Source organism: Pseudomonas sp. SMN11, from assembly GCF_052041945.1.
In the GTDB taxonomy this organism is placed as follows: Bacteria; Pseudomonadota; Gammaproteobacteria; order Pseudomonadales; family Pseudomonadaceae; genus Aquipseudomonas.
Genome location: NZ_JBKGGW010000021.1, coordinates 69,760 through 90,959, shown reverse-complemented (window position 1 = coordinate 90,959; position 21,200 = coordinate 69,760). Strand labels below are relative to the sequence as shown.

General features: G+C 63.4%; 18 protein-coding genes. 10 read left to right on the top strand and 8 right to left on the bottom strand.

Going from position 1 to position 21,200, the window contains the following annotated elements; all coding sequences use genetic code 11:
- Positions 1–75: 75 nt before the first annotated feature.
- The 3 genes from ACLEJU_RS17965 (at position 76) to ACLEJU_RS17955 (ending at position 4,441) form a co-directional block, all read left to right on the top strand.
- Positions 76–999, top strand: coding sequence for a LysR substrate-binding domain-containing protein (locus ACLEJU_RS17965; protein WP_435425111.1), 924 nt, complete (start codon positions 76–78; stop codon positions 997–999).
- Between the two features lie 64 nt (positions 1,000–1,063).
- On the top strand, positions 1,064–3,604 hold the full coding sequence (locus ACLEJU_RS17960) for an HWE histidine kinase domain-containing protein (protein ID WP_435425110.1): 2,541 nt from the start codon (positions 1,064–1,066) through the stop codon (positions 3,602–3,604).
- A gap of 294 nt (positions 3,605–3,898) precedes the next feature.
- The gene (locus ACLEJU_RS17955) at positions 3,899–4,441 is read left to right on the top strand and encodes a hypothetical protein (protein WP_435425109.1); all 543 of its coding nucleotides are present in this window, start codon (positions 3,899–3,901) and stop codon (positions 4,439–4,441) included.
- A 39-nt stretch (positions 4,442–4,480) separates the two neighbouring features.
- Here ACLEJU_RS17955 and ACLEJU_RS17950 read toward each other — a convergent pair whose 3' ends face one another.
- The 3 genes from ACLEJU_RS17950 to ACLEJU_RS17940 form a co-directional block, all read right to left on the bottom strand.
- Complete coding sequence (locus ACLEJU_RS17950) at positions 4,481–5,116, bottom strand: hypothetical protein (protein WP_435425108.1); 636 nt, start codon at positions 5,114–5,116, stop codon at positions 4,481–4,483.
- A 106-nt stretch (positions 5,117–5,222) separates the two neighbouring features.
- A complete protein-coding gene (locus ACLEJU_RS17945) occupies positions 5,223–5,723 on the bottom strand; it encodes a peroxiredoxin (RefSeq protein WP_435425107.1) in 501 nt (166 codons plus the stop codon).
- Positions 5,724–5,887: 164 nt separating this feature from the next.
- Positions 5,888–7,381 carry an aldehyde dehydrogenase gene (locus ACLEJU_RS17940; RefSeq protein WP_435425106.1) on the bottom strand — a complete coding sequence of 498 codons (1,494 nt, stop codon included), beginning with the start codon at positions 7,379–7,381 and terminating at the stop codon, positions 5,888–5,890.
- Positions 7,382–7,648: 267 nt separating this feature from the next.
- Here ACLEJU_RS17940 and ACLEJU_RS17935 point away from each other — a divergent pair, with 267 nt between their 5' ends.
- From ACLEJU_RS17935 to ACLEJU_RS17925, 3 genes are all read left to right on the top strand, one after another.
- The gene (locus ACLEJU_RS17935) at positions 7,649–9,022 is read left to right on the top strand and encodes an APC family permease (protein ID WP_435425105.1); all 1,374 of its coding nucleotides are present in this window, start codon (positions 7,649–7,651) and stop codon (positions 9,020–9,022) included.
- Between the two features lie 192 nt (positions 9,023–9,214).
- Positions 9,215–9,388 (top strand): hypothetical protein, encoded by a 174-nt coding sequence (locus ACLEJU_RS17930; protein ID WP_435425104.1) that lies wholly within the window; start codon positions 9,215–9,217, stop codon positions 9,386–9,388.
- An 84-nt stretch (positions 9,389–9,472) separates the two neighbouring features.
- On the top strand, positions 9,473–10,660 hold the full coding sequence (locus tag ACLEJU_RS17925; RefSeq protein WP_435425103.1) for an MFS transporter: 1,188 nt from the start codon (positions 9,473–9,475) through the stop codon (positions 10,658–10,660).
- 89 nt (positions 10,661–10,749) lie between these two features.
- On the opposite strand, the gene ACLEJU_RS17920 is transcribed toward ACLEJU_RS17925, so the two are convergent.
- From ACLEJU_RS17920 to ACLEJU_RS17900, 5 genes are read right to left on the bottom strand one after another with little or no spacing between them, the layout of a single operon-like run.
- Positions 10,750–11,673: a LysR substrate-binding domain-containing protein gene (locus ACLEJU_RS17920; RefSeq protein WP_435425102.1), complete on the bottom strand. Its 924-nt coding sequence runs from the start codon at positions 11,671–11,673 to the stop codon at positions 10,750–10,752.
- A gap of 45 nt (positions 11,674–11,718) precedes the next feature.
- A complete protein-coding gene (locus tag ACLEJU_RS17915) occupies positions 11,719–12,753 on the bottom strand; it encodes a GlxA family transcriptional regulator (protein WP_435425101.1) in 1,035 nt (344 codons plus the stop codon).
- Positions 12,754–12,774: 21 nt separating this feature from the next.
- On the bottom strand, positions 12,775–13,803 hold the full coding sequence (proX, locus tag ACLEJU_RS17910) for a glycine betaine/L-proline ABC transporter substrate-binding protein ProX (RefSeq protein ID WP_435425100.1): 1,029 nt from the start codon (positions 13,801–13,803) through the stop codon (positions 12,775–12,777).
- Between the two features lie 58 nt (positions 13,804–13,861).
- Positions 13,862–14,815, bottom strand: coding sequence for a glycine betaine/L-proline ABC transporter permease ProW (gene proW / locus ACLEJU_RS17905; RefSeq protein ID WP_435425099.1), 954 nt, complete (start codon positions 14,813–14,815; stop codon positions 13,862–13,864).
- Positions 14,816–14,836: 21 nt separating this feature from the next.
- Entirely contained in the window at positions 14,837–15,715 is an 879-nt protein-coding gene (locus ACLEJU_RS17900) for a quaternary amine ABC transporter ATP-binding protein (RefSeq protein WP_440776732.1), read from the bottom strand.
- Positions 15,716–15,994: 279 nt separating this feature from the next.
- Here ACLEJU_RS17900 and ACLEJU_RS17895 point away from each other — a divergent pair, with 279 nt between their 5' ends.
- The 4 genes from ACLEJU_RS17895 to ACLEJU_RS17880 all read left to right on the top strand — a co-directional run bounded on the left by ACLEJU_RS17895 (position 15,995) and on the right by ACLEJU_RS17880 (position 21,140).
- Positions 15,995–16,924: a LysR substrate-binding domain-containing protein gene (locus ACLEJU_RS17895; protein WP_435423113.1), complete on the top strand. Its 930-nt coding sequence runs from the start codon at positions 15,995–15,997 to the stop codon at positions 16,922–16,924.
- 115 nt (positions 16,925–17,039) lie between these two features.
- Entirely contained in the window at positions 17,040–18,296 is a 1,257-nt protein-coding gene (locus tag ACLEJU_RS17890; protein ID WP_435423114.1) for an aromatic ring-hydroxylating oxygenase subunit alpha, read from the top strand.
- A gap of 4 nt (positions 18,297–18,300) precedes the next feature.
- The gene (locus ACLEJU_RS17885; RefSeq protein WP_435423115.1) at positions 18,301–19,437 is read left to right on the top strand and encodes an FAD-binding oxidoreductase; all 1,137 of its coding nucleotides are present in this window, start codon (positions 18,301–18,303) and stop codon (positions 19,435–19,437) included.
- Between the two features lie 83 nt (positions 19,438–19,520).
- Positions 19,521–21,140, top strand: coding sequence for a BCCT family transporter (locus ACLEJU_RS17880; protein ID WP_435423116.1), 1,620 nt, complete (start codon positions 19,521–19,523; stop codon positions 21,138–21,140).
- The last annotated feature ends 60 nt before the right edge of the window (positions 21,141–21,200 follow it).

Below are 21,200 nucleotides of genomic sequence, written 5' to 3'. Positions count from 1 at the left end.
CTGTGGGGAGAAGCGTATCGACTAACCTGTCCTTTCAAAATAGAATCATTCGAAAGACATCATTGCAGAAATGAAATGCCAAGAATTCCAGATTTCGAAGGCCTGGCGATGTTCGCCAAAGTGGCTGAAGAAGGCTCTTACGCCGCCGCCTCACGGGCCATCGGCGTTTCGGTACCCACGGTCTCGCGTGCGGTGGCGCGCCTTGAAGAACGGCTGGGGGCGCGCCTGTTCAACCGCACTTCGCGGCAACTTTCACTGACGGAATTCGGCCAGCGCATGGTCGAGCAAGCCAGTGCGCTGTATCGCCAGGCCGAGGAAATGGAGAGCGAAGCCCAGGAGCTGTCGGTGCAACCGCGCGGGCTGGTGCGCCTGGCCGTGCCGATGTCCTTCGGCTTGCGCTGGGTCGCGCCGCTACTGCCCGAGTTGCTGGCGCAATACCCTGGGCTGGAACTCGACCTGCACCTGTCCGACTCGACCGTCGACCTGATCGCCGAGGGTTTCGACGCAGCCTTGCGTATTGCCGCCCTGCCCGACTCATCACTGGTGGCGCGGCGTATCTGTGCGGTCAGCCAGTACCTGGTGGCGGCGCCGTCCTACCTTGCCCGCCATGGCCACCCCACGCACCCGCGCGAGCTGGCTGGCCACGCCTGCATGAGCTACGCCTATCGCGCCCGCAGCCAGGTCTGGCGTTTTAGCCACGCCGACGGCAGCGAGCACGACGTGACGCCCCGCGGGCCGCTGCGGGTGACCAACTCGGATGCCCTGATCGCACCCTTGCTGGCAGGCATGGCGATTGCCGAACTACCGGAATTCATCGCCGCCGAGTACCTGGCCGACGGCCGGCTCGAGCAGCTGCTGCCCGAATGGCGGATGACCCAAGGGGGCCTGTACTTCGTGACCCCGTCCGCGCGCACCCGACCGCGCAAGGTCCAGGCACTGGCCGACTTCTTCGTGGAGCGGTTGTCGAACCCGCAGTGGCAATTGCCGCCGTCCGGGTAGCGCCCGGGCTTTCTGCTGTACTGTACGTCACGCGTTCCCCTCTTCTTTTCCAGGCATGGGCCCAATGACCTTTGACCCCCAAGTAAACCTGACCAACTGTGATCGTGAGCCGATCCAGGTCCCGGGCAGCATTCAACCCCACGGCTGCTTGCTCGCGTGCGACGCGACAGCGACGGTCGTGCTGCGCCATTCGCTGAACCTGCCGCAGATGCTTGGCGTGACGGGCGCTATCAATGGTCAGAAGCTGCATGAAGTACTGGGCAATGAAGTGGCCCACACCTTGCGCAACTCGCTCGCCCGCACCCGCGAAGGCACTCGACCATCGCAGACTTTCAACGTGCAACTGCCTTCAGGCCAGGCGTTCGATGTCTCGGCCCATGTATTTAAAGGCACTGCGATCATCGAGTTCGAGCCCGCCGGCGCCAGCATTGCCGAGCCCATCGAACTGGCGCGCACGTTGATTGCCCAGCTGCGCGAAGTCGACCAGACCCACAAGCTGTTCCGTGACGCCGCCCGTTTCGTGCGGGCGGTGCTCGGGTATGACCGCGTGATGATCTACCAGCTGGGTATCGACGGCGCCGGCAAAGTCGTGGCGGAAGCCAAGCGTGGTGACCTCGAAAGCTTCCTTGGCCAGTACTTTCCGGCTTCCGACATCCCCCAGCAGGCCCGCGCCCTGTATCTGCGCAACCCGATCCGGATCATCTCCGACGCCGCGTTCAAGACGGTCGCCATCGACCCGGTACTGGACCCGTCCGGCGAGCCCCTGGACCTCTCCTACGCGCACCTGCGCAGCGTTTCGCCGATCCACTGCGAATACCTGACCAACATGGGCGTGGGTGCCTCGATGTCGATTTCGGTGATCGTCAATGGCGCGCTCTGGGGGCTGATCGCCTGCCACCATTACGCACCGCGCACCCTGGCCATGGGCCAACGGGTGGCGGCGGAAATGTTCGGCGAATTCTTCTCGCTGCACATCGAGACGCTGCGTACCCGGCAGAACCTCGAAGCGGCCGTCAATGTGCACAAGGCACTGGACTCGCTGCTGCGTGATGCCAACCATGCGTCCGACATCGAGGCGTTCTTCCATTCGCGCCTGGGCCAATTCCAGTCGCTGATCCCGTGCGACGGCATCGGCATGTCGATGCAGGGGCGCTGGACTTCGACCGGCCTGACGCCGCCCAAGGCCGCCATTGCCGACCTGCTGGGCCTTGCCCAAGGGGTCAGCGAAGGCAAGACCTGGGCGTCCAACCGGCTGTCCATGGCGCACCCCGTGGCCCAGGAGTACTTCACCGAAGTCTCCGGTGTGCTGATCATCCCCATGTCGCAGCAGCCAAGGGATTACCTCATGCTGTTCCGCAAGGAAGTGGTCGAGACGCTCGACTGGGCCGGCGACCCGAACAAGACCTACGAGAGTGGCGCGCTGGGCGACCGTTTGACGCCGCGCAAGAGCTTCGCGATCTGGAAAGAGACGGTGCACCAGCAGTCCCTGCCCTGGAGCGAGCAGGACCGGCAGTTTGGCGAGGCCATTCGCACGGCCATTGTCGAAGTGGCCTTGCACAACAGCGAGCTGCTGGCCAGCGAACGCTCGAAGGCGGAGGTCCGCCAGCGCATCCTCAATGAAGAGCTCAATCACCGGGTCAAGAACATTCTTTCGCTGATCGGCGCGCTGGTGGCCCACCCGACGTCCGAGAGCCAGACCCTCAAGGACTACGTGGCGACACTCAAAGGCCGCATCCACGCGTTGTCCCTGGCCCACGACCAGGTCGTGCGCGGTGACGGCGGCGGGCGCCTGGCCACGTTGCTCGAAGCCGAGCTGTCGCCCTATCGCACGTCGGCGGAAGCCATCGAGCTGAGCGGGCCCAATGTGATCCTCGATGCCCGCGCCTATTCGGTGCTGGCCCTGGTGCTGCACGAACTGGCGACCAACGCGGCCAAGTATGGCGCGCTGTCCAGGGCTGGCGGCAGGCTCTTTATCAGCTGGTCGCTCGACGCAGGCAATGCCTGCGACATCACCTGGCGCGAGAGCAACGGCCCGATAGTTCGCCCGCCGAGCCGCAGTGGTTTCGGTACGGTGCTGATCGACCGCAGCATACCGTTCGACCTGGGCGGTATCAGCCGCGTCGAATACCTGCCCGAGGGGCTTCAGGGCCTTTTCCGAATCCCGGCCAGGCACCTCTCGGTGGCCGCTGAGCCGGACGCCCTGTGCCCAGCCACACCCGTGGCGCAACCCCACACGCTGCTGGCTGCGCGCACGGACGCCTGCGTGCTGATTCTGGAGGATCAACTGGTCATTGCCGTGGGCCTGGAGCAGATACTCAACGATGCCCGGATCACCGATGTCATCACCGCAGGCTCCGTGGATGAAGCGATGAGGTTGCTGGCCAACCGGGCACCGGATGCCGCGATTCTGGACATCAACCTGGGCACCGGCACGTCGATCTGCGTGGCCGATGAACTGGTGCGGCGCGGCATTCCGTTCCTGTTTGCCACCGGTTATGGCGACAGTGTCAGCATCCCGCAGCATCTGCAGCAGGTGGCGGTGATACGCAAGCCCTACGATGCCAATGCCATACTGGCCAGCCTGCAGAAGCTGCTGGAGCCGTGATCACCGGGCGCTGGCATCTGCTCCGTGGTCGTCGGCAAAGGCCATGAACATCGGAAGCGGTCCGGCTGCATCCAGATAGCGAAATCCTCAGCCGGGATGTCAGCCTCGCTCGGCGGAATCTGCTCGCTGCCCAACAGGGCATCGGTGGTCCTGAGGAAGAAGCCGGTCGCGTCGAATCGCAACAAAGAGAATTAAAGCAGAGCGTTCAAGCCCGCGTAGTTACGTCGTAACGCTTGATGGCAACATGCCACTCCTCGATAATCGCGCTCTTTTCATGACACGCAAGGATCCGCCGTGAACAAGCTTTACCTGGTCGCCCCACTTGTCCTGCTGCTGCAAGGCTGCGGTGTGACAATGGCCCGCTACGAAGCCAACTACCAGAACGTTCAGCAGTTGAAGCAGAACGCTCCCCTGCAAGCGGTGCGCGAAACGCAAGTGCAGGCCGAGCCCGGGCAAGGCTCGCTGATGGTGCGCCTGAACCCGATTTCTTCACCCGCAGGCAATATTCCACTGCACATTCAGGCAGCCATCAACGATGAGCTTCGCCATGCAGGCCTGCTCGATCCCAAGGCTGATCGACAGCTGCAAGTACAACTGGTGAAGAGCCAGCTCAATTCCGGCGTGGCCAACGGACATGGCGAGCTTGCAGCGCGGTTCACCCTGCGTCAGGGCGATCAGGTGCTTTACGAGTCGACCAAGGACGTGACCCGTGACTGGGACAGCAGCTTCTTCGGGCCGATTGCGATCCCGACAGCGGCCAACAACTACAACCCCATGCTGCAGACATTGCTCAAGTCGCTGTACAGCGACCCGCAATTTGTAAAGGCATTGAAGTAAGCAAAAAAAGAGCCGCGATTGCGGCTCTTTCTGTTTGGCTCAGGCGCGTGGAATGCGTGTTTCGCGCGCCGAATATTTCAGGCGGTTGTTTTCCACCCAGTTCTTCAGCAATGCGTTGACCTGGCGGTTGAAGGTGTCTGTAACGGCCGCTTTCGGTGTGTTGCCCACCAGCGGCAGGAACCAGATGCCCATCCAAGTATTGATGGCATCGTGATTCTGGTTCTTGGTGAGCAATTTGCCCTGCTCATCCAAGGTCTCCAGGCTCATGGTGTATTGGTCGGTGGCCATGGCGGGAATGACAGTGAAGGTCAGGCCGCTGATGAAGGCCAGCACCATTTGCCCGCCACTCGGCGCATGGTTGTAGACCTTCAGGCGCAGGCTGTAGTCGCCTGGCTGTTTTTCGAACTCATCGAAGGTCACGCGGCCGAACAGGCCTGACTCGTTGAAAGCGCGTTTGAGTTCCGGCTTGAGCATGTCCCGGGCTTGCGGCATTTCGTTGGCCTTGGCGCTTTCTGGGTCACCCTGGAAGAAGTCGAAGTCCACGTAGACATTGGGTTTGTTGGCATAGCTGGTCATCGACGGCAGGTCGACAGATGCCACCTCGTCCTTGGTGAAACTGGCGCAACCACCGAGGCTCAAGGCGAGGGCCAAACCTATAACTTTTGCAAATCGCATTAAGACTTCCTTGAAAATTGCAGGGCACCCTTCGAGCGAAAGGCGGCCTGCATTCTAAGGAAATTTAAATGATATCAAAAGGCCTTCACCCGGAGTCAGGCAGCCATTAGTGCACCACCGCCAGCATGCTCGCCGCGTCGCTGACCTCGAACTTGCCAGGCGCCTCCACCGCAATGTGCTTGACCACGCCATCGTCAACCAACATCGCATAGCGCTGGGAACGCCGCCCCAAGCCCCGGGCCGAGAGGTCCTGGATTAGCCCCAGCGCCTCGCTGAACTCGCCATTGCCGTCCCCGATCATCTTCACCGCGTCGCCGACCTGCAGGCTGTTGCCCCAGGCGTTCATGACGAAGGCATCGTTCATCGAAACACAGAGAATTTCGTCAACGCCGGCCGCGAACAGCTCCTGTGCCGCAGCTACGTAGCCGGGGACGTGACGCTCGGAACAGGTGGGCGTGAACGCGCCGGGCAAAGCGAAAATCACTATTTTCTTCTGCTTGCAGCGCTCACGTACCGAGAACGCATTCGGGCCGATCGGGCAGGCGCCCTCGCCGTTGCTGTATTCGTAAAGCGTAATGTCAGGCAGTTGCTCGCCGGGCTTGATCATCGAAGTCTCCTGGGTCAGTGGATGGCCGGGCTTGCTATGATGCAGCAATCCATCAGGCCAACGCCATTCAGTGCCTGAGTTGAGATTTTTGTGCCTGTGAGATCGCGCGCCGCGCGGGCGGCGCCCGATCTCACAGGCGCTGAAAATCTCGCGCCAAGCCCCCGTCAGCCGCGCAGCTGATACCAGGTGGTCTTCAACTGCGAGTACTTGTCAAACGAATGCAATGACAGGTCACGGCCGAACCCAGACTGCTTGCCACCGCCAAACGGCACCGTCACATCCAGTGCATCGACCGTGTTCACCGACACCGTACCCGCCTTGAGCGCACGCGCCACCCGGTGCGCACGGTTCAGGTCATCGCTCCACACCGACGCCGCCAGGCCGTAGATGCTGTCATTGGCCACGCAAATAGCCTCTTCCTCGGTATCGAACGCACTGACCGCCAGCACCGGCCCGAACACTTCGTCCCGGGCCAGGCTCATGCGGTTGTCGACGCCAGCAAAGATGGTCGGTTCAATGAAGTTGTCCGAGCCACCAATGGTCAGGCGTTGCCCGCCACAGACCAGGCGCGCGCCCTCCTCGCTGGCCTGGCCGATGGCCCGGGCAATGCGCGTGGCCTGCTCGGCATCGACAATGGCACCGGCACGGCTGGCCGGGTCCAGCGGGTTGCCTGGCAGCCACTGGCGGGCCTTGGCCTGCAGGCGCTCTATGAATTCGTCGTGGATCGAGCGCTGCACATACAGCCGCGAGTTGGCCGAGCACACTTCACCCTGGTTGAAGAAGATGCCAAAGGCGGCCTTCTCGGCGGCCAGGTCCAGGTCCTGGCAGTCGGCGAACACCAGGTTCGGGCTCTTGCCGCCACATTCCAGCCACACTTGCTTGAGGTTGGACTGCGCCGAGTACTGCATGAAGTACTTGCCCACCTGGGTGGAGCCGGTGAATACCAGGCAGTCGACATCAGGGTGCAGGCCCAGGGCGCGGCCCGCCGTTTCGCCAAGGCCCGGGACCACGTTGAGCACACCTTCCGGCAAACCGGCTTCCAGCGCCAGTTCGGCCAGGCGCAGGGCCGAGAACGGCGACTGTTCGGCGGGCTTGAGGACCACGGTGTTGCCCGCTGCCAACGCCGGGGCAAGTTTCCAGGCGGCCATGTCGAGCGGGAAGTTCCACGGCACCACCGCCGCGACCACGCCCAGCGCTTCACGGGTGATGGTGGCCAAGGCATTCGCCGCAGTTGGTGCGACCTGATCGTAGAGCTTGTCGAGCGCCTCGCCATACCAGGCGAAGACGTGGGCCGAACCCGGCACGTCGATGTTGTAGGCATCCATGACTGGCTTACCCATGTTCAGCGAGTCCAGCAGCGCCAGTTCTTCGCGGTGAGCCATGATCAGCTCGGCCAGGCGCAGCAGCACCTTCTTGCGCTCCACGGGTGCCATGCGCGGCCACGGCCCTTGCTCGAAGGCCCTGCGCGCGGTGCTGACGGCGAGGTCGACTTCGGCCTGATCGCACGCGGCGACACGGGCGAGGACCTGATTGGTGGCCGGGTTGATGGCGTCGAACGTTGCATCGCTGGCGGCCCCGAGCTGGCGGCCACCGATCAAGGCCTTGTCTGGCAAGTTCAGGCCTGCCGCGCGCTGTTGCCAGTATCCGAGATCGTACATACACACTCCTGACGACCGTCCATGCGGTCCGCTTGTTATGGGTCTGGGCAACATTCTTGGCGCAGCCACGGGCCCGGCGAAACCAGCTTTTTTCTGGCCCTTGCAGAGGAAAAAACTGCTCCCCCGAAAGGGTGATTTCGAGGCCTGCCCGAGTGTGGGAGCATTCGAGCCGCCCCACCTGAGCCACACCTCTGATCAGACTTCCTCACCAGTAGCGAGCCCGCTCGCCTGCTGCGGCTTCCTGCATCCCATTTCAGGAGTTAGCAAATGCATACAACAACAAATACAGCCCAACCCCAGCATCCTGCGTCGCCCGGCAACACCTCCGGCCGTTTCCGCAAATCCATGGGCATGACCGCGCTTGTACTGTTCGGCCTTGCCTACATGGTCCCGCTCGCCGTCTTCACCACCTACGGGCTGGTCACCCAGATGACCAAGGGCCACCTGCCCATCGCCTACATCCTCACCCTCGCCGCCATGCTGCTGACCGCCTACAGCTACGGCCGCATGGTCCAGGCCCACCCCTACTCCGGTTCGGTCTACACCTACACGCGCAAGGCCTTCGGCAGCCACTTCGGCTTCATCGCCGGCTGGACCTTGCTGCTCGACTACATTTTCCTGCCGCTGCTCAGCTACCTGCTGATCGGCATCTACATGTCCGAGTACTTCCCGGCCATCCACGCCTGGGTGTGGGTCGCCGGGTCGATTGCCCTGGTGACCTTCCTCAACCTGATCGGCATCGAGTCGATCACCCGGGTCAACTGGATCCTGGTGGTGGCACAACTGGTGTTCATCGTGGTGTTCGTCGCGCTGTCGGTACGCCACATGAGCGGCCAGGCCGCGCCGGTCTCGCTGCTGGCGCCGTTCCACCACGAAGGCTTCAGCGTGCCGTTGATCATGACCGGCGCGGCGGTGCTGTGTCTGTCGTTCCTCGGCTTCGATGCGGTGTCGACCATGGCCGAGGAAACCAGCAACCCGACCCGGCGCATTCCCCAGGCGATCATGGCGGTGTCGGTGATCGGTGGCCTGCTGTTCCTGGTGGTGTCGTACTGCGCGCAGATGGTCTTCCCCGACTGGGCCAGCTTCGCCGACCCGGATTCGGCGTCGGTGGACGTGATGCGCCGGGTCGGCGGCGAAATGCTGGTGACTGCCTTCACCGCTACCTATGTGGCCGGCTGCTTCGCTTCGGCGATGGTGTCCCAGGCCAGCGTGTCGCGGGTGCTGTTCGCCATGGGCCGCGATGGCGCGCTGCCCCGGGTGTTCGGCCAGCTGGTGACGAAGAAGCGCGTGCCGGCGACGGCGATCATGCTGGTCAGCCTGCTGTCACTGGTGGCGCTGTTCATCACCCTGGACACCGTGGCCAACATGATCAGCTTCGGCGCCCTGTTCGCCTTCTCGGCAGTGAACCTTGCGGTGGTCAAGCACTACCTGGTGGACCAGCAGTTGCGAGGGATGCGCAACTGCCTGCTGTATGGCGCCATTCCGGCGCTCGGGTTCCTCAGCACGATCTGGCTGTGGACCAGCCTGTCGAGCATGTCCTTCACCATTGGCTTGTGCTGGATGGGCGTGGGCTTCCTCTGCCTGCTCGGACTGACCAAGGCCTTCCGGGTCAAGTTGCCAGAATTGCAGATGGCCGAGTGACCGCTTGAGCACAGGCCGGCGGCTTGCCACAGCGCCAGCCGACGTGCCCTGCAGCCAGGGATTGGCTGCATACCCACCACACACTGACCAGTGAGTCAGGCTGAAATACGCGTTCTAGAGCGGTTATTTCACTTTTTACTGAAGAAAATCTGCGCTACCCTCGCCGCGCCAAAACAACAGCAAGGAGTGGGCATGAAGGTCGAGATCCAACGCAACGAACAGGATGCGAGTTGCAAGGTCGTCATTGACGGGCACCCGGTGTCGTTCAGCAACCTGGCAGACGCCGAAGCCTATGTGGCGCGCCTGACAGAACGGCTGCAGGCCGCCCCCCAGGCATTCGCAGCGCCCTTGAACGAACCGGCCTGATTCGCCCACCCACAGCAATCCTGAATGGTATGATCCTGCGTTAAACGTTTCAGTATGTTTCAACGTGTTTAAAAAGGGACCGTAATGTCTGTTCAGGAATTACCGCCGCTCGCCGCATCCAAGGGTGGCGTCGGCAAGATGGAAGCTGCCATGGCGCTCGGCAGCTTCGCCATCGGCACCGGCGAGTTCGCCATCATGGGCCTGATGCCCGATATCGCCACCAACCTGCAATTGAGCGAGCCGCAAGTCGGCCACGCCATCAGCGCCTACGCGCTGGGCGTGGTGGTCGGCGCGCCGACCTTGGCCATCCTCGGAGCCAAGCTGCTGCGCAAGCACATGCTACTGTTGCTGATGGCGCTGTATGCCATCGGCAACCTGGCCACCGCCTTCGCCCCGTCGTTCACCAGCATGGTCGCCTTCCGCTTCATCAGCGGCCTGCCCCATGGCGCCTACTTCGGCATCGCCGCGGTAGTGGCGTCGAGCATGGTGCCGAGCAACCAGCGTGCCGGCGCCGTTGCGCGGGTGATGATGGGCCTGACCCTGGCGATGCTGCTGGGCAACCCGGTGGCGACTTTCCTCGGGCAGTTCTTCGGCTGGCGTTCGGCGTTCATCCTGGTCGGCGCCATCGCCCTGTGCACCTTTGCGCTGGTCTGGCGATACGTTCCGCAGCCCGTTGATGAACCGCGCAGCGACCCGCGCAAGGAGTTGCAAGCCTTTACCCTGCCCCAGGTGTGGATGGCGCTGGGCATCGCCGCGATCGGCTTTGCCGGCATGTTCTGCGTGTTCAGTTACCTGGCACCGACCATGCTGCAGGTGACCCAGGTGGCGCCGGAGTGGATCCCCTTCGGTCTGGCCGCGTTCGGTGCTGGCGGCATCATCGGCAACATTGCCGGCGGTAAGCTGTTCGACCGCCTGCAGTTTCGCGCCGTGGGCATTGTACTTGTGTGGTCGGCGGCCGTGCTGTTGTTCTTCAGCCTCGCCGCCCATGCGCTGTGGTCGGTGCTGCTGGGGATCGGCCTGGTCGGCACCATGATCGCCCTGGCCGCGCCACTGCAGATCCGCCTGATGGACATCGCCCACGAAGCGCCAAGCCTGGCGGCCGCGTCCAACCATGCCGCCTTCAACCTGGCCAACGCCTTGGGGCCCTGGTTTGGCGGCATGGCCATCAGCGCCGGTATGGGCTGGACCAGTACTGGGTACATTGGGGCTGCGACGGCATTGGTGGGATTGGTGATCTACTTGGTGGCGCGGCGGATGAAGGGCGGGCACTGATTCCTTCGCGGGTTACTGGCTTGAGGGTTTTGGCGCCTGTGAGATCGAGCGCCAAAAATGCCAAAGCGAACACCTCCAGAATCAATCACCTACCCGACCCGAATCTCTCGATTACCACTCATGTAGTACTCCAACCGCCCGCGCAGCCAACGCTCGGCCGGGTCGCTGTCGGTGGTACTCAACCAGACCATGGCCAGCTCGAGCGGCACGGTGTCGAACGGCAGCGTCTCGCTCTGCAGGTTGCCCCAGCTGGCCATGGCCTCGGCGGCGTAGTCGGGGCAGCAGGCGAGCAGTTCGGTGTCGGCCAGGATCGCCGGCAGTGAACTGAACTGGGGCACCGACAACACCACATTGCGCGCATGGCCGATCTCCTTCAGCCAGTCATCGACCACGCCCTGGGTATTGGCCGTTGGCGAGACCTGCACGTGAGGGCGTTGGCAGAACTCTTCCAGGGTCAATGGCTGCGCGGACTTGTCGGCCCTCAGCACCCGCGCCTGCATGGTACGTAATACTTTACGTTTGGCATTGGCGGGCAGGCCGCGGGTCTGGCTGATGCCCACCGTGACGTCGCCCGACGCCAACAGGTCGGGGATACGCCAGTAGTCGACATGCTGCACGACCACCACCACATGCGGCGCCTCGGTGCGCAACGCCCGCAGCAACGGCGGCAACAGCCCGGATTCGACATCGTCGGACAAACCGATCCTGAAGGTCATCTTGCTGGTCGGCGGGTCGAAGTCGTGGGTCAGGCTGAGCGCCGCCGACATCGCGTCCAGTGCCGGAGTGAGGTGCTTGATCACCTCCGCCGCCCGCGCAGACGGCTCCATGCGGTTGCCGACGCGGACCAGCAACGGGTCGTTGAACATCGTGCGCAGCCTGGCCAGCGCCGCGCTGACCGTCGGCTGGGCGAGAAACAGCTTTTCGGCGGCACGGGTGAGGTTGCGCTCTTGCATCAACGCCTCGAACACCACCATGAGGTTGATGTCCGCCTTGCGCAGCTCGTTTCGATTCATGCCTGCTCCTGATGGTCGTCCACTGCCAACAGGATAGGCGCCTGGTCAGTGCACCGCCCAGCCCCGGCTCATCGCCCGGTACTTGCGCGGTGGCATGGCGAAGAAGTTGTGAAAGCGCCGATAGAAGTACGAGAAGCTGGTGAAGCCGCTGGCAACGGCAATTTCCGACATCGGCTTGTCGGTGTGCTGCAGCAACTGGCGCGCATGCCCCAGGCGCAGCTCCAGGTAGAACGTCAGCGGCGTCGACTGCACGTGCTGGCGGAACGAGCGCTCCAGCTGGCGGCGCGACAGTTTCACATGCCGGGCGATCTCGTCGATGGCAATCGGCTCTTCGATGTTGCTGCTCATCAGCTCGATGGCTTCGTTGAGGTTCTGCGGCAAGCCGACCCGAAACGGCGGCACCACCCTGGGCAGCGCCGGCGCGGGCTTGTCGGCGGCGACGATCTGCTCCACGCCGTCGAGCAGGCTCTTGCCATAACGACCGGCCAGCAGTTCCAGCATCATCTCCAGTGCACTGCTGGCACCGGCGCAGCTCAGGCGCCGGCGGTCCAGCACATGGCCGGCACGGCTGATGCGCACACCCGGGAACAGCTCGCCCATCAGCGCCCGCCCCTCCACATGGCAGGCGCAGTCATGGTCTTCGAGCAGGCCCGCTTCGGCGATGAAGTAGGCACCATTCCACAAGCCACCCAGCAGGCAGCCGTGGCTGTCGGCCTCGCGCAGCTTGCCGCGCAGGCGCGGGTTGCGCTTGAGCGGCACGCGGAAACCGCCACAGACGAACAAAAAGTCCAGGCTGCGCGCCTCAAGGTCGGCCAGGGTCTGGTCGACGGCGATGACGATGCCAGAATCGCTGCGCACCTGCGCGCTGTCACCGATCATCACGAACTCGAACAGCGGCTTGACGCTGACCTGGTTGGCGGCAGCCAGGGTGTCCATGGCACTGGTCAGGGTCATCATCGAGAACTGCTCCAGCAGCACGAAGCCGACCCGGCGCAAGGCCGCGCCGGTGGCGAGGCGGTGATCCGGCGCCAGGTGGGCGAAACTGCGGCTTTTGAGAGGGCTGACGACTGACTGGCTCATGGTTCTGCTCTGCTTGGGGGGTTAGTTACTGGCCTGCATCGCCGCAGCGCGTGCTGCCTGCAACCAGCCATCGAAGGCCTGGCGGTGGGCGGCGATCCATTCCTGGGTGTGGCGCTGGATGTCGGCGTAGGTCTTCTCGCCGTTCTGCATCTTCAGGTTCTGCGCGCTCTCGTCCGCCGCCGGGATCTGCATCAGCGACAGGAACTTCACGGCTGCCGAGTTCTTTTCGGCGAAGTCGCGGTTGATCACCGCCTCGATCTTGTCCAAGGCGAAACCGAGGTTCTTGCCCTGGTACAGCGTATCGACGCTGTTGTCGCCACCCGGGAGGTCGGTTTTCGGCACCTCCAGCCAGACCACGTCGCGCCCCTCGACCAGTACGCCGGCCACCCACTGCGGCATCCAGGTGTAATAGAAGACCGGCTTGCCTTCCTTGAAGCGGGTAATGGTGTCGGCCATCAGCGCGAAGTACGAACCCTGGTTGACGTGTATGCTGTTTTCCAGGTCGTAGGCCTTCATCTGGTGGGCGATCACCAGCTCGCAGCCCCAGCCCGGGTTGCAACCGGTCATGTCCGCCTTGCCGTCGCCGTCGGTGTCGAACAGCTTGGCGATTTCCGGCTTCTTCAGGTCGGTGATGTACTTGATGTGGTACTGGTCGGCGGTTTTCTTGTCGATCAGGTAGCCCTGCAACACGCCGGGCAGGATGTCGCCGACCTTGACCATGTTCTGGTCGCCCCCGGCCTTCTGGTAGAAGCTGGCGTGCAGCTTGTCCCACAGGTTGACGCTGAAATCGGCATCGCCGTAGCCGACCGCCAGGATCATCGTGGCGTATTCGGTTTCCTTGGGCTTCTGCACGTTGTAGCCCAGCTCGCGCAGGCCCTCGATGGCCACTTCGCCGCGGAAGCGCTCTTCATCCACGGTGGGGAATGCCGGGGTGATCTTCACCCCTTCACCCGGCTTGTCGGTCGAGGCGCTGGCGTGCAGGCAGGCCATGCCCAGCGCCACGGCGCAGGCGGTTTGCAGGAAACGGCGGGGGAACTTGAACTCGGACATCGTCGCGTACCTTTTTCTGGTTGTTGTTTCGGGATGCGGCAGATAGAACGGGGTTAAGTCAGGCGGTCTTGCGCCGCCCTTGCGGTTGCGCCGCGCCGCACAGGCGCAGTACCACGCCCACTGGCCCGGTGTGGTACCAGCGCAGGCTCGGGTCGGCGCTGGTGCGGGCGCCCATGGCCTGGGTCAGGCGGTCGAGGAAGATCGCCAGCAGCACCAGGCCGACGCCGCCGACGGTGGCCAGGCCCATGTCCAGGCGGCCGATGCCGCGCAGCACCATCTGGCCCAGGCCGCCCACCGAGATCATCGAGGCGATCACCACCATCGACAGCGACAGCATCAAGGTCTGGTTGAGGCCGGCCATGATGGTCGAGGTGGCCAGCGGCAGCTGCACGCGGGTCAGCATCTGCCGCGGAGTGCAGCCGAAGGCACGGGCGGCTTCGATCTTGTCTTCCGGGACCTGGCGGATGCCGAGGTTGGTCAGGCGCACCAGCGGCGGCAGCGCGAAGACGATGGTCACCAGTACTCCCGGTACGTTACCGATGCCGAACAGCATCACCACCGGCACCAGGTAAACGAACGCCGGCAGGGTCTGCATGGCGTCGAGCAAGGGCCGGATGATGCTTTCCAGGCGGTTGCTGCGGGCACACAGGATGCCCAGCGGGATGCCGATCACCGCGCAGAAGAACACCGAAGTCAGCACCAGCGCCAGGGTGGTCATCGACTCCGACCAGACCCCGATCAGGCCCAGTAGCGTCAAGGTAATGAAGCACAGCAGCGCCATGCGCTTGCCCGCCAGCTGCCAACCGAGCAGCGACGAGAGGATGATGCCGATGGTGGGCGGGATGCTCTGCAAGGTGAATTCGATGCCGTTGAGCACCTGGTCGATCGGCCAGCGGATGGCGCGGAACACCTCGCGGAAGTTGTGCACGAGAAAGTTGAGGGTTGCGGTGACCCAATCCCCCAAGGGGATGACGGCCGCCTGGAACGGGTCGAGCAGACTGAAATCGGACACGGGGGCTTGCCTCTTGTTCTTTTAATGGCGGCTCACGGATTGCAACGGCGCGTTCTTCGCCAGCACCGAACACTGGCAGCGGCTGTTGAAGCTCTTGAAGAAACTGCGCACGTAATCGTTCGCCGGCTGGTTGATCAGCTCCTGCGGGGTGCCGATCTGCACCACCCGCCCGCCTTCCATGATCGCGATGCGATGGCCGATGCGGATGGCTTCTTCGATGTCGTGGGAAATGAAGATGATGGTGCGCTGCTGCTCGGCCTGCAGGCGCATCAGCTCGCCCTGCATCTCGCTGCGGATCAGCGGGTCGAGGGCGGAAAATGCCTCGTCCATCAGCAGGATCGTCGGGTCGTTGGCCAGCGCCCGGGCCAGGCCCACGCGCTGCTGCATGCCGCCGGAGAGCTGGTGCGGGTAGCTGTGCTCGTGGCCGGCCAGGCCCACTTGGCTCAGCGCTTCCCGGGCACGGCCGTGGCGCTCGGCTTCGGGCACACCTGCGATTTCAAGGCCAAAGGCGGTGTTTTCCAGCACGCTCATGTGCGGCATCAGGGCGAAGGACTGGAACACCATGCCCATTTCCTTACGGCGCACGTCGAGCAGGGCTTTGTCGGAGAGCCCAGTGATTTCCTTGCCGTTGAGGTGGATGCTGCCGGAGGTGGGTTCGATCAGGCGGTTGAACAACCGCACCATGGTCGACTTGCCCGAACCGGACAGGCCCATGATGACGAAGATCTCGCCACGCTTGACGGAAAAGCTTGCATCGAACACGCCGACGACGTGGCCGGTCTTGCTGAAGATTTCGTGCTTGTCGGCACCGTTGCGCAGCATCTCCATGGCCATGTTCGGATTACTGCCGAACACTTTGAAGATATGCTTTACCGAGAGTATTTCATCGCCTTGGTACATACGACCCTCATTATTATATTTATGACCAATGATTTGGCAGGCGGCCCGCAATGGCGAGCGAGGCAAACTTCTTTTTTGGCAATGTAACGTGCCCCTCGACAGGCGCATTGTATATCCGTGTCAATTTGTATTATAAAGCCCCGCCCCTGGCAGCCCGTCGCGCCACGGCCTCCTATTTATTGTCATAACCGTAATATCCGCCGCCCTTGGCCCTGCTCATCATCTGGCTCAGGGGCGACCTGCCCGTGCGCTGCATACAACAACAAGATTCGGACGACCATGAACAACCCATCAGGCGCCCAGAAACACAAGGGCTACCGCCGGATCATCCCGTCGATGACCGCCTTGCTGCAGTTCGAGGCCGTGGCCCGGCTCAACAGCTTTACCCTGGCCGCCACCGAGCTGGGCGTGACCCAGGCGGCGGTCAGCAAGCAAGTCAAGGTGCTCGAAGAAAACCTCGGCGCGCTGCTGTTCCACCGCGCACACCGCAACATCAGCCTGACCGATGCCGGCGACATCCTGTTCGCCAGCATTTCCGAGTCACTGCAACGGGTGGCCAGTGCCTTTGACCAGATCAACCAGGGCTGCGACCGCCAGGAAATCGTGCTGGGCTCGACCGCGCCATTTTCGCAGCTGCGCATCATGCCGCGCCTGAACCAACTGGCCAGCACCCTGCCGCAGGTGCAGCTGCGCCTGGCCACGCAGATGTTCACCGGCGACCTGCGCACCCGCAACTGCGACCTCGACGTGCGTTTTGGCGATGGCCAATGGGACGATGGCGAGGCCACCTTGCTGTTCGACGAAGAAGTCTTCCCGGTGTGCTCGCCCGCCTGGCTCGCGCGCAACCCGATGCCCACCAGCCTGGAAGAACTGGCGGGCGCCGGGCTGCTGGACGCGGACTCCACCTCCGAAGGCTGGGTCGCCTGGCCGAGCTGGTTCCGCGAGAAAGGCGGCGCCCCTGGCGCACTGCAATACAACCTGCGCTGCAGCCTGTACACCGATGCCATCAACGCGGCACTGCAGGGTTATGGCATTGCCCTGGGCTGGGGCCGGCTGGTCGAGCACCTGCTGGCCAGCGGCGCGCTGGTGCGCCTGCAGCCCTTCTCGGTGCGCCCGGAACAGGCCTACTACCTGGTAGCGCCCCATGGCCGGCCGAAAAACCCGCACATGACGGCACTGGTGCAATGGCTGCAAAGTGGCAGTTTTTGAATAACCTGAAGTAATGCAAAGTGGAAAATTAAGCGCATTGACGCTCTAGCGGGGCACTTCGATAATCGCCGCCAGCAGTTTGGTCATTAAAGAATAAGAGTGCCCGAGGTCAACTATGAGCCGCCCGATAATCAAATCCCATCGCGAACTTGTTGAATCACGCCAACCCGGTTTTGGCATGAATGGCGAGTTGTACAGCCGCCAGGATATCTTCGAAACGGATATGGACATCTTCTTCAACAAGCACTGGATCCAGGTTGCCGTTACTGCAGATGTCGATGAGCCGGGCGATGTCTTCACCGTGGACATCGGCAAGGCCTCGGTGCTGATCCTGCGCGACGATGACGAGCAGATCCGCGCCTACCGCAACGTCTGCCGCCACCGCGGTGCGCGCCTCAAGGAACCAGGCAAGTCCACCGTCGGCATGCTGGTCTGCCCCTACCACCAGTGGACCTACGACCTGGATGGTAGCCTCAAACACGCCAGCCACATGGGCAAGGGCTTCGACCCCAAGTGCCGCAGCCTGATCCCGGTGCACTGCAAGGTGATCGGCAGCCACGTGCTGATCTGCCTGGCCGACAACCCGCCGGACGACATCAGCGACCTCGAAGAGGTCATGGGCCCACGCTTCGCCCCTTTCGACCTGACCAACACCCGCATTGCCTTTGAGCTCGACTACATCGAGAACGGCAACTGGAAGCTGGTGATGGAAAACAATCGCGAGTGCTACCACTGCGCCGGCACCCACCCGGAGCTGATCGTCTCGTACCAGTCCGAGGACCTCGGTGTCAGCCTCGAAGAAATGAGCGAGGAAGCCCGCGCCTCCTACGACGCCTACCAGATCCGCAAGGCCGGCATTGAGGCCGACTGGGCCAGCGACGGCCTGCTGTATGAAACCGTCGAGCACCTGCAGGACAGCTCGCCCACCCAGTTCCGCACCCAACGCATGATCATTGCCGGCAGCGGCGAATCGCAGACCCTCGACACCAAAGTCGCCTGCAGCAAGCTGCTGGGCAACCTGACCCGTCGCGACCTCGGCGATACCCACCTGTGGGGCAACAACGCCTGGGCCCATGTGATGAGCGACCACGCCATGATCAGCTGGATCATCCCGCTGTCGCCCGACCGCACCCTGGTGCGCACCAAGTGGCTGGTGCACCGCGACGCCGTGGAAGGCGTGGACTACGACCTGCAGCGCCTGACCGAAGTCTGGGTCGCTACAACCCAGCAGGACGCCGCACTGGTCGCCATCACCCACAGCGGCACCCAGGACCCGGCCTTCGTCCCCGGTCCCTACTCCACCTTCACCGAACCCTACGTCGACCAGTTTGCCCGCTGGTACACCTCGCGCCTCGCCGCGCACGGAGTGTGAGGCCATGAGCATGCTGCAGCACATCACCGCCAACATCGCCAGCCTGCGCGCCGACCAGCGCTTCGCCGACACCGACCACTGGGCCGCCCACGGTGCCCAGTGGGCCAGCGCCGACAGCCAGCGCATCGAGTGCCTGAACGTCGTCAACGAGACCCACGACGTCAAGACCTTCACCTTCCACAGCCCGAACCTCCACGCCCTCGCCTACGAGCCCGGGCAGTTCCTGACCGTGTCGCCGGTGATCGACGGCAACAGCGTGTCGCGCTGCTACACCTTGTCGTCGACGCCAACCCGGCCGTTCACCTTCTCCATCACGGTCAAGCGAGTGCCGGGTGGCGTGGTGTCGAACTGGCTGCACGACAACCTGCAGCCGGGCAGCGCCCTCGCCGCCTCCGGCCCGGCGGGCATCTTCACCCCGGTGGCCGGCCCGGCGCGCAAGCTGCTGTACCTGTCGGCCGGCTCTGGCATCACCCCACTGATGGCCATGACCCGCGCTGCTGCCGACCTGCACGCGGACCTCGACATCGTCTTCGTGCACAGTGCGCGCACGCCCAAGGACATCATCTTCCGCGACGAACTGGCACGCCTTGAGCGCAGCATGCCGCGCCTGCGCACGCTGTTCTTCTGCGAAAGCCTGGGTGACGAGCCGGACTGGGCCGGGCCGCTCGGGCGCCTGTCGCTGGAGGCGCTGCAGCAGCAGATCCCCGACTTCATGGAACGCGCGGTGTTCACCTGCGGGCCCAAGGGCTACATGGATGCGGCCAAGGACCTGCTGGCCGGCGCAGGCTTCGACCTGGAGCGCTATCACCAGGAAAGCTTCGACATCAGCGCCGAGGTGCAAGCGGAGCGCGAACCTGCGGCCCCCGGCCAGCCCCTGGATACCTTTACTGTGCGTCTGGCCCGTTCCGGCAAGACTTTCACCATGGGCGCCGACCAGACTGTCCTGGCCGCCGCCAAGAAGGCCGGTGCGGTGGTCCCCTCCTCCTGCAGTCAAGGCGTCTGCGGCACCTGCAAGACTGCCGTGCTCGAAGGCAGCGTCGAAATGAACCACAACGGCGGCATCCGCCAGCGCGAGATCGACAAAGGCCTGCGCCTGCTGTGCTGCAGCCGCCCCACTTCAGACCTGGTGATCGACCTCTGAATCCATAGTCCCTTGCAACACCCGCGACGCAGCCAGGCGGGCCGCTCCAGCGCCGGCCTGCAACAATAAAAAGGATAGAGCCGATGCGTGCAAAACAAGGCCTTTTCAAAGGCCTCAACCCTATCGTGACGGTAGGGTCCCTCTCCATTGTCGTGGCCTTCGTGGTGCTCTGCGCTGCCCACGGCGACCAGGCTGCGGGGGTGTTCAAAGGCGCCTCCGACGCCATCCTCGACCACCTCAAATGGTTCTACCTGGCACTGGTCAGCGGCATCCTCGGGATGCTGGTGTACATCGCCTTCAGCCGCCACGGCACACTGAAACTCGGGCGCCCCGACGAAAAGCCGGAATTCAGCTTCGCCGCCTGGATCGCCATGCTGTTCAGCGCCGGCATGGGCGTGGGGCTGATCTTCTGGTCGGTTGCCGAACCCGTCCTGCACTATGCCAGCAACCCGTTCACTCCAGGCCTGACCGACCAGGCGGCGTCGATGGCCATGCGCATCACCTTGCTGCACTGGGGCCTGCACCCGTGGGCGATCTTCACCGTGATCGGCCTGGGCCTGGCCTACTTCGCCTACCGCGAAGGCCTGCCGCTGGCGCTGCGTTCGATCCTCTACCCGATCATCGGCAACCGCATCTACGGGCCGATCGGCCATGCCGTCGATATCATCGGCGGCGCGGTGACCGCGTTTGGGGTTTCGCAGTCGCTGGGGCTGGGCGTCGAGCAGATCAACATGGGCATGCACCAGGTGTTCGGGACCCCGGTCAGCCTGTCGTTCAAGCTGAGCATCATCGCCGTGGTCACGGTGATTGCCTCGATCTCGCTGGTGGCCGGAGTGTCCAAAGGCATGAAGCGCCTGTCGACCCTGAACATGTGGATTTCCCTGGGCCTGATGCTGGTGGTGCTAGGCCTGGGCCCAACCAACTACATCATGAACCTGCTGTTCGAGTCGGCCGGTGACTACGCGCAGAACATCATCGGGATGAGCTTCTGGACCGATGCCCAGTCCGACAGCGCCTGGCAGAAGAGCTGGACCGCTTTCTACTGGCCGTGGTGGATGACCTGGGGGCCGTTCGTGGGCCTGTTCATCGCCCGTATTTCCCGTGGCCGGACCATTCGCGAACTGGTATTCGGCGCGCTGCTGGTTCCAACTGTGGTGACCATCCTGTGGATGGCGGTGTTCGGCGGCACTGCGCTGAAGGATGAACAACAGGTGCGCCACGCCTACGAAAAACTGCCGGTCGCCGAGCAGACCGCTGCCGGTGCCTTCCAGGGCGGGCCGATTCTCGAGGCCACGCGCAAGGAAACCACCACGGCGATGTTCACCCTGCTCGACCGCCTCGACGGCCCGACCCTGGGCGCGGTGCTGAGCGTGATCATCTGCCTGCTGCTGGCGGTACACTTCGTGACCGCAGCCGATGCCGGTACCCAGGTGCTGTGCATGCTCAACTCACTGGGCAGCATCGACCCGCCCAACTGGATACGCGTGCTGTGGTGCGTGCTGGAAGGGGCGATTGCGGCCAGCCTGGTGATCGCCGGGGGCTTGCTGGCAATCCAGATGGCCAGCATCGTGGTCGGCCTGCCGATTGCTATCTACATGCTGCTGACCGGGTACAGCCTGATGCGCAGCTTGCGCAGCAATGAGCAGGTGTTTGCGCCAGCCATCGCGCCTGAACCCCTGGCCAGCGAACTGACCACAGGATAAATGTCCCTCTGAGGGGGCAGGCTTACCTGCTCCCTCAAAAGCCAAAGGTATTTTTCACAT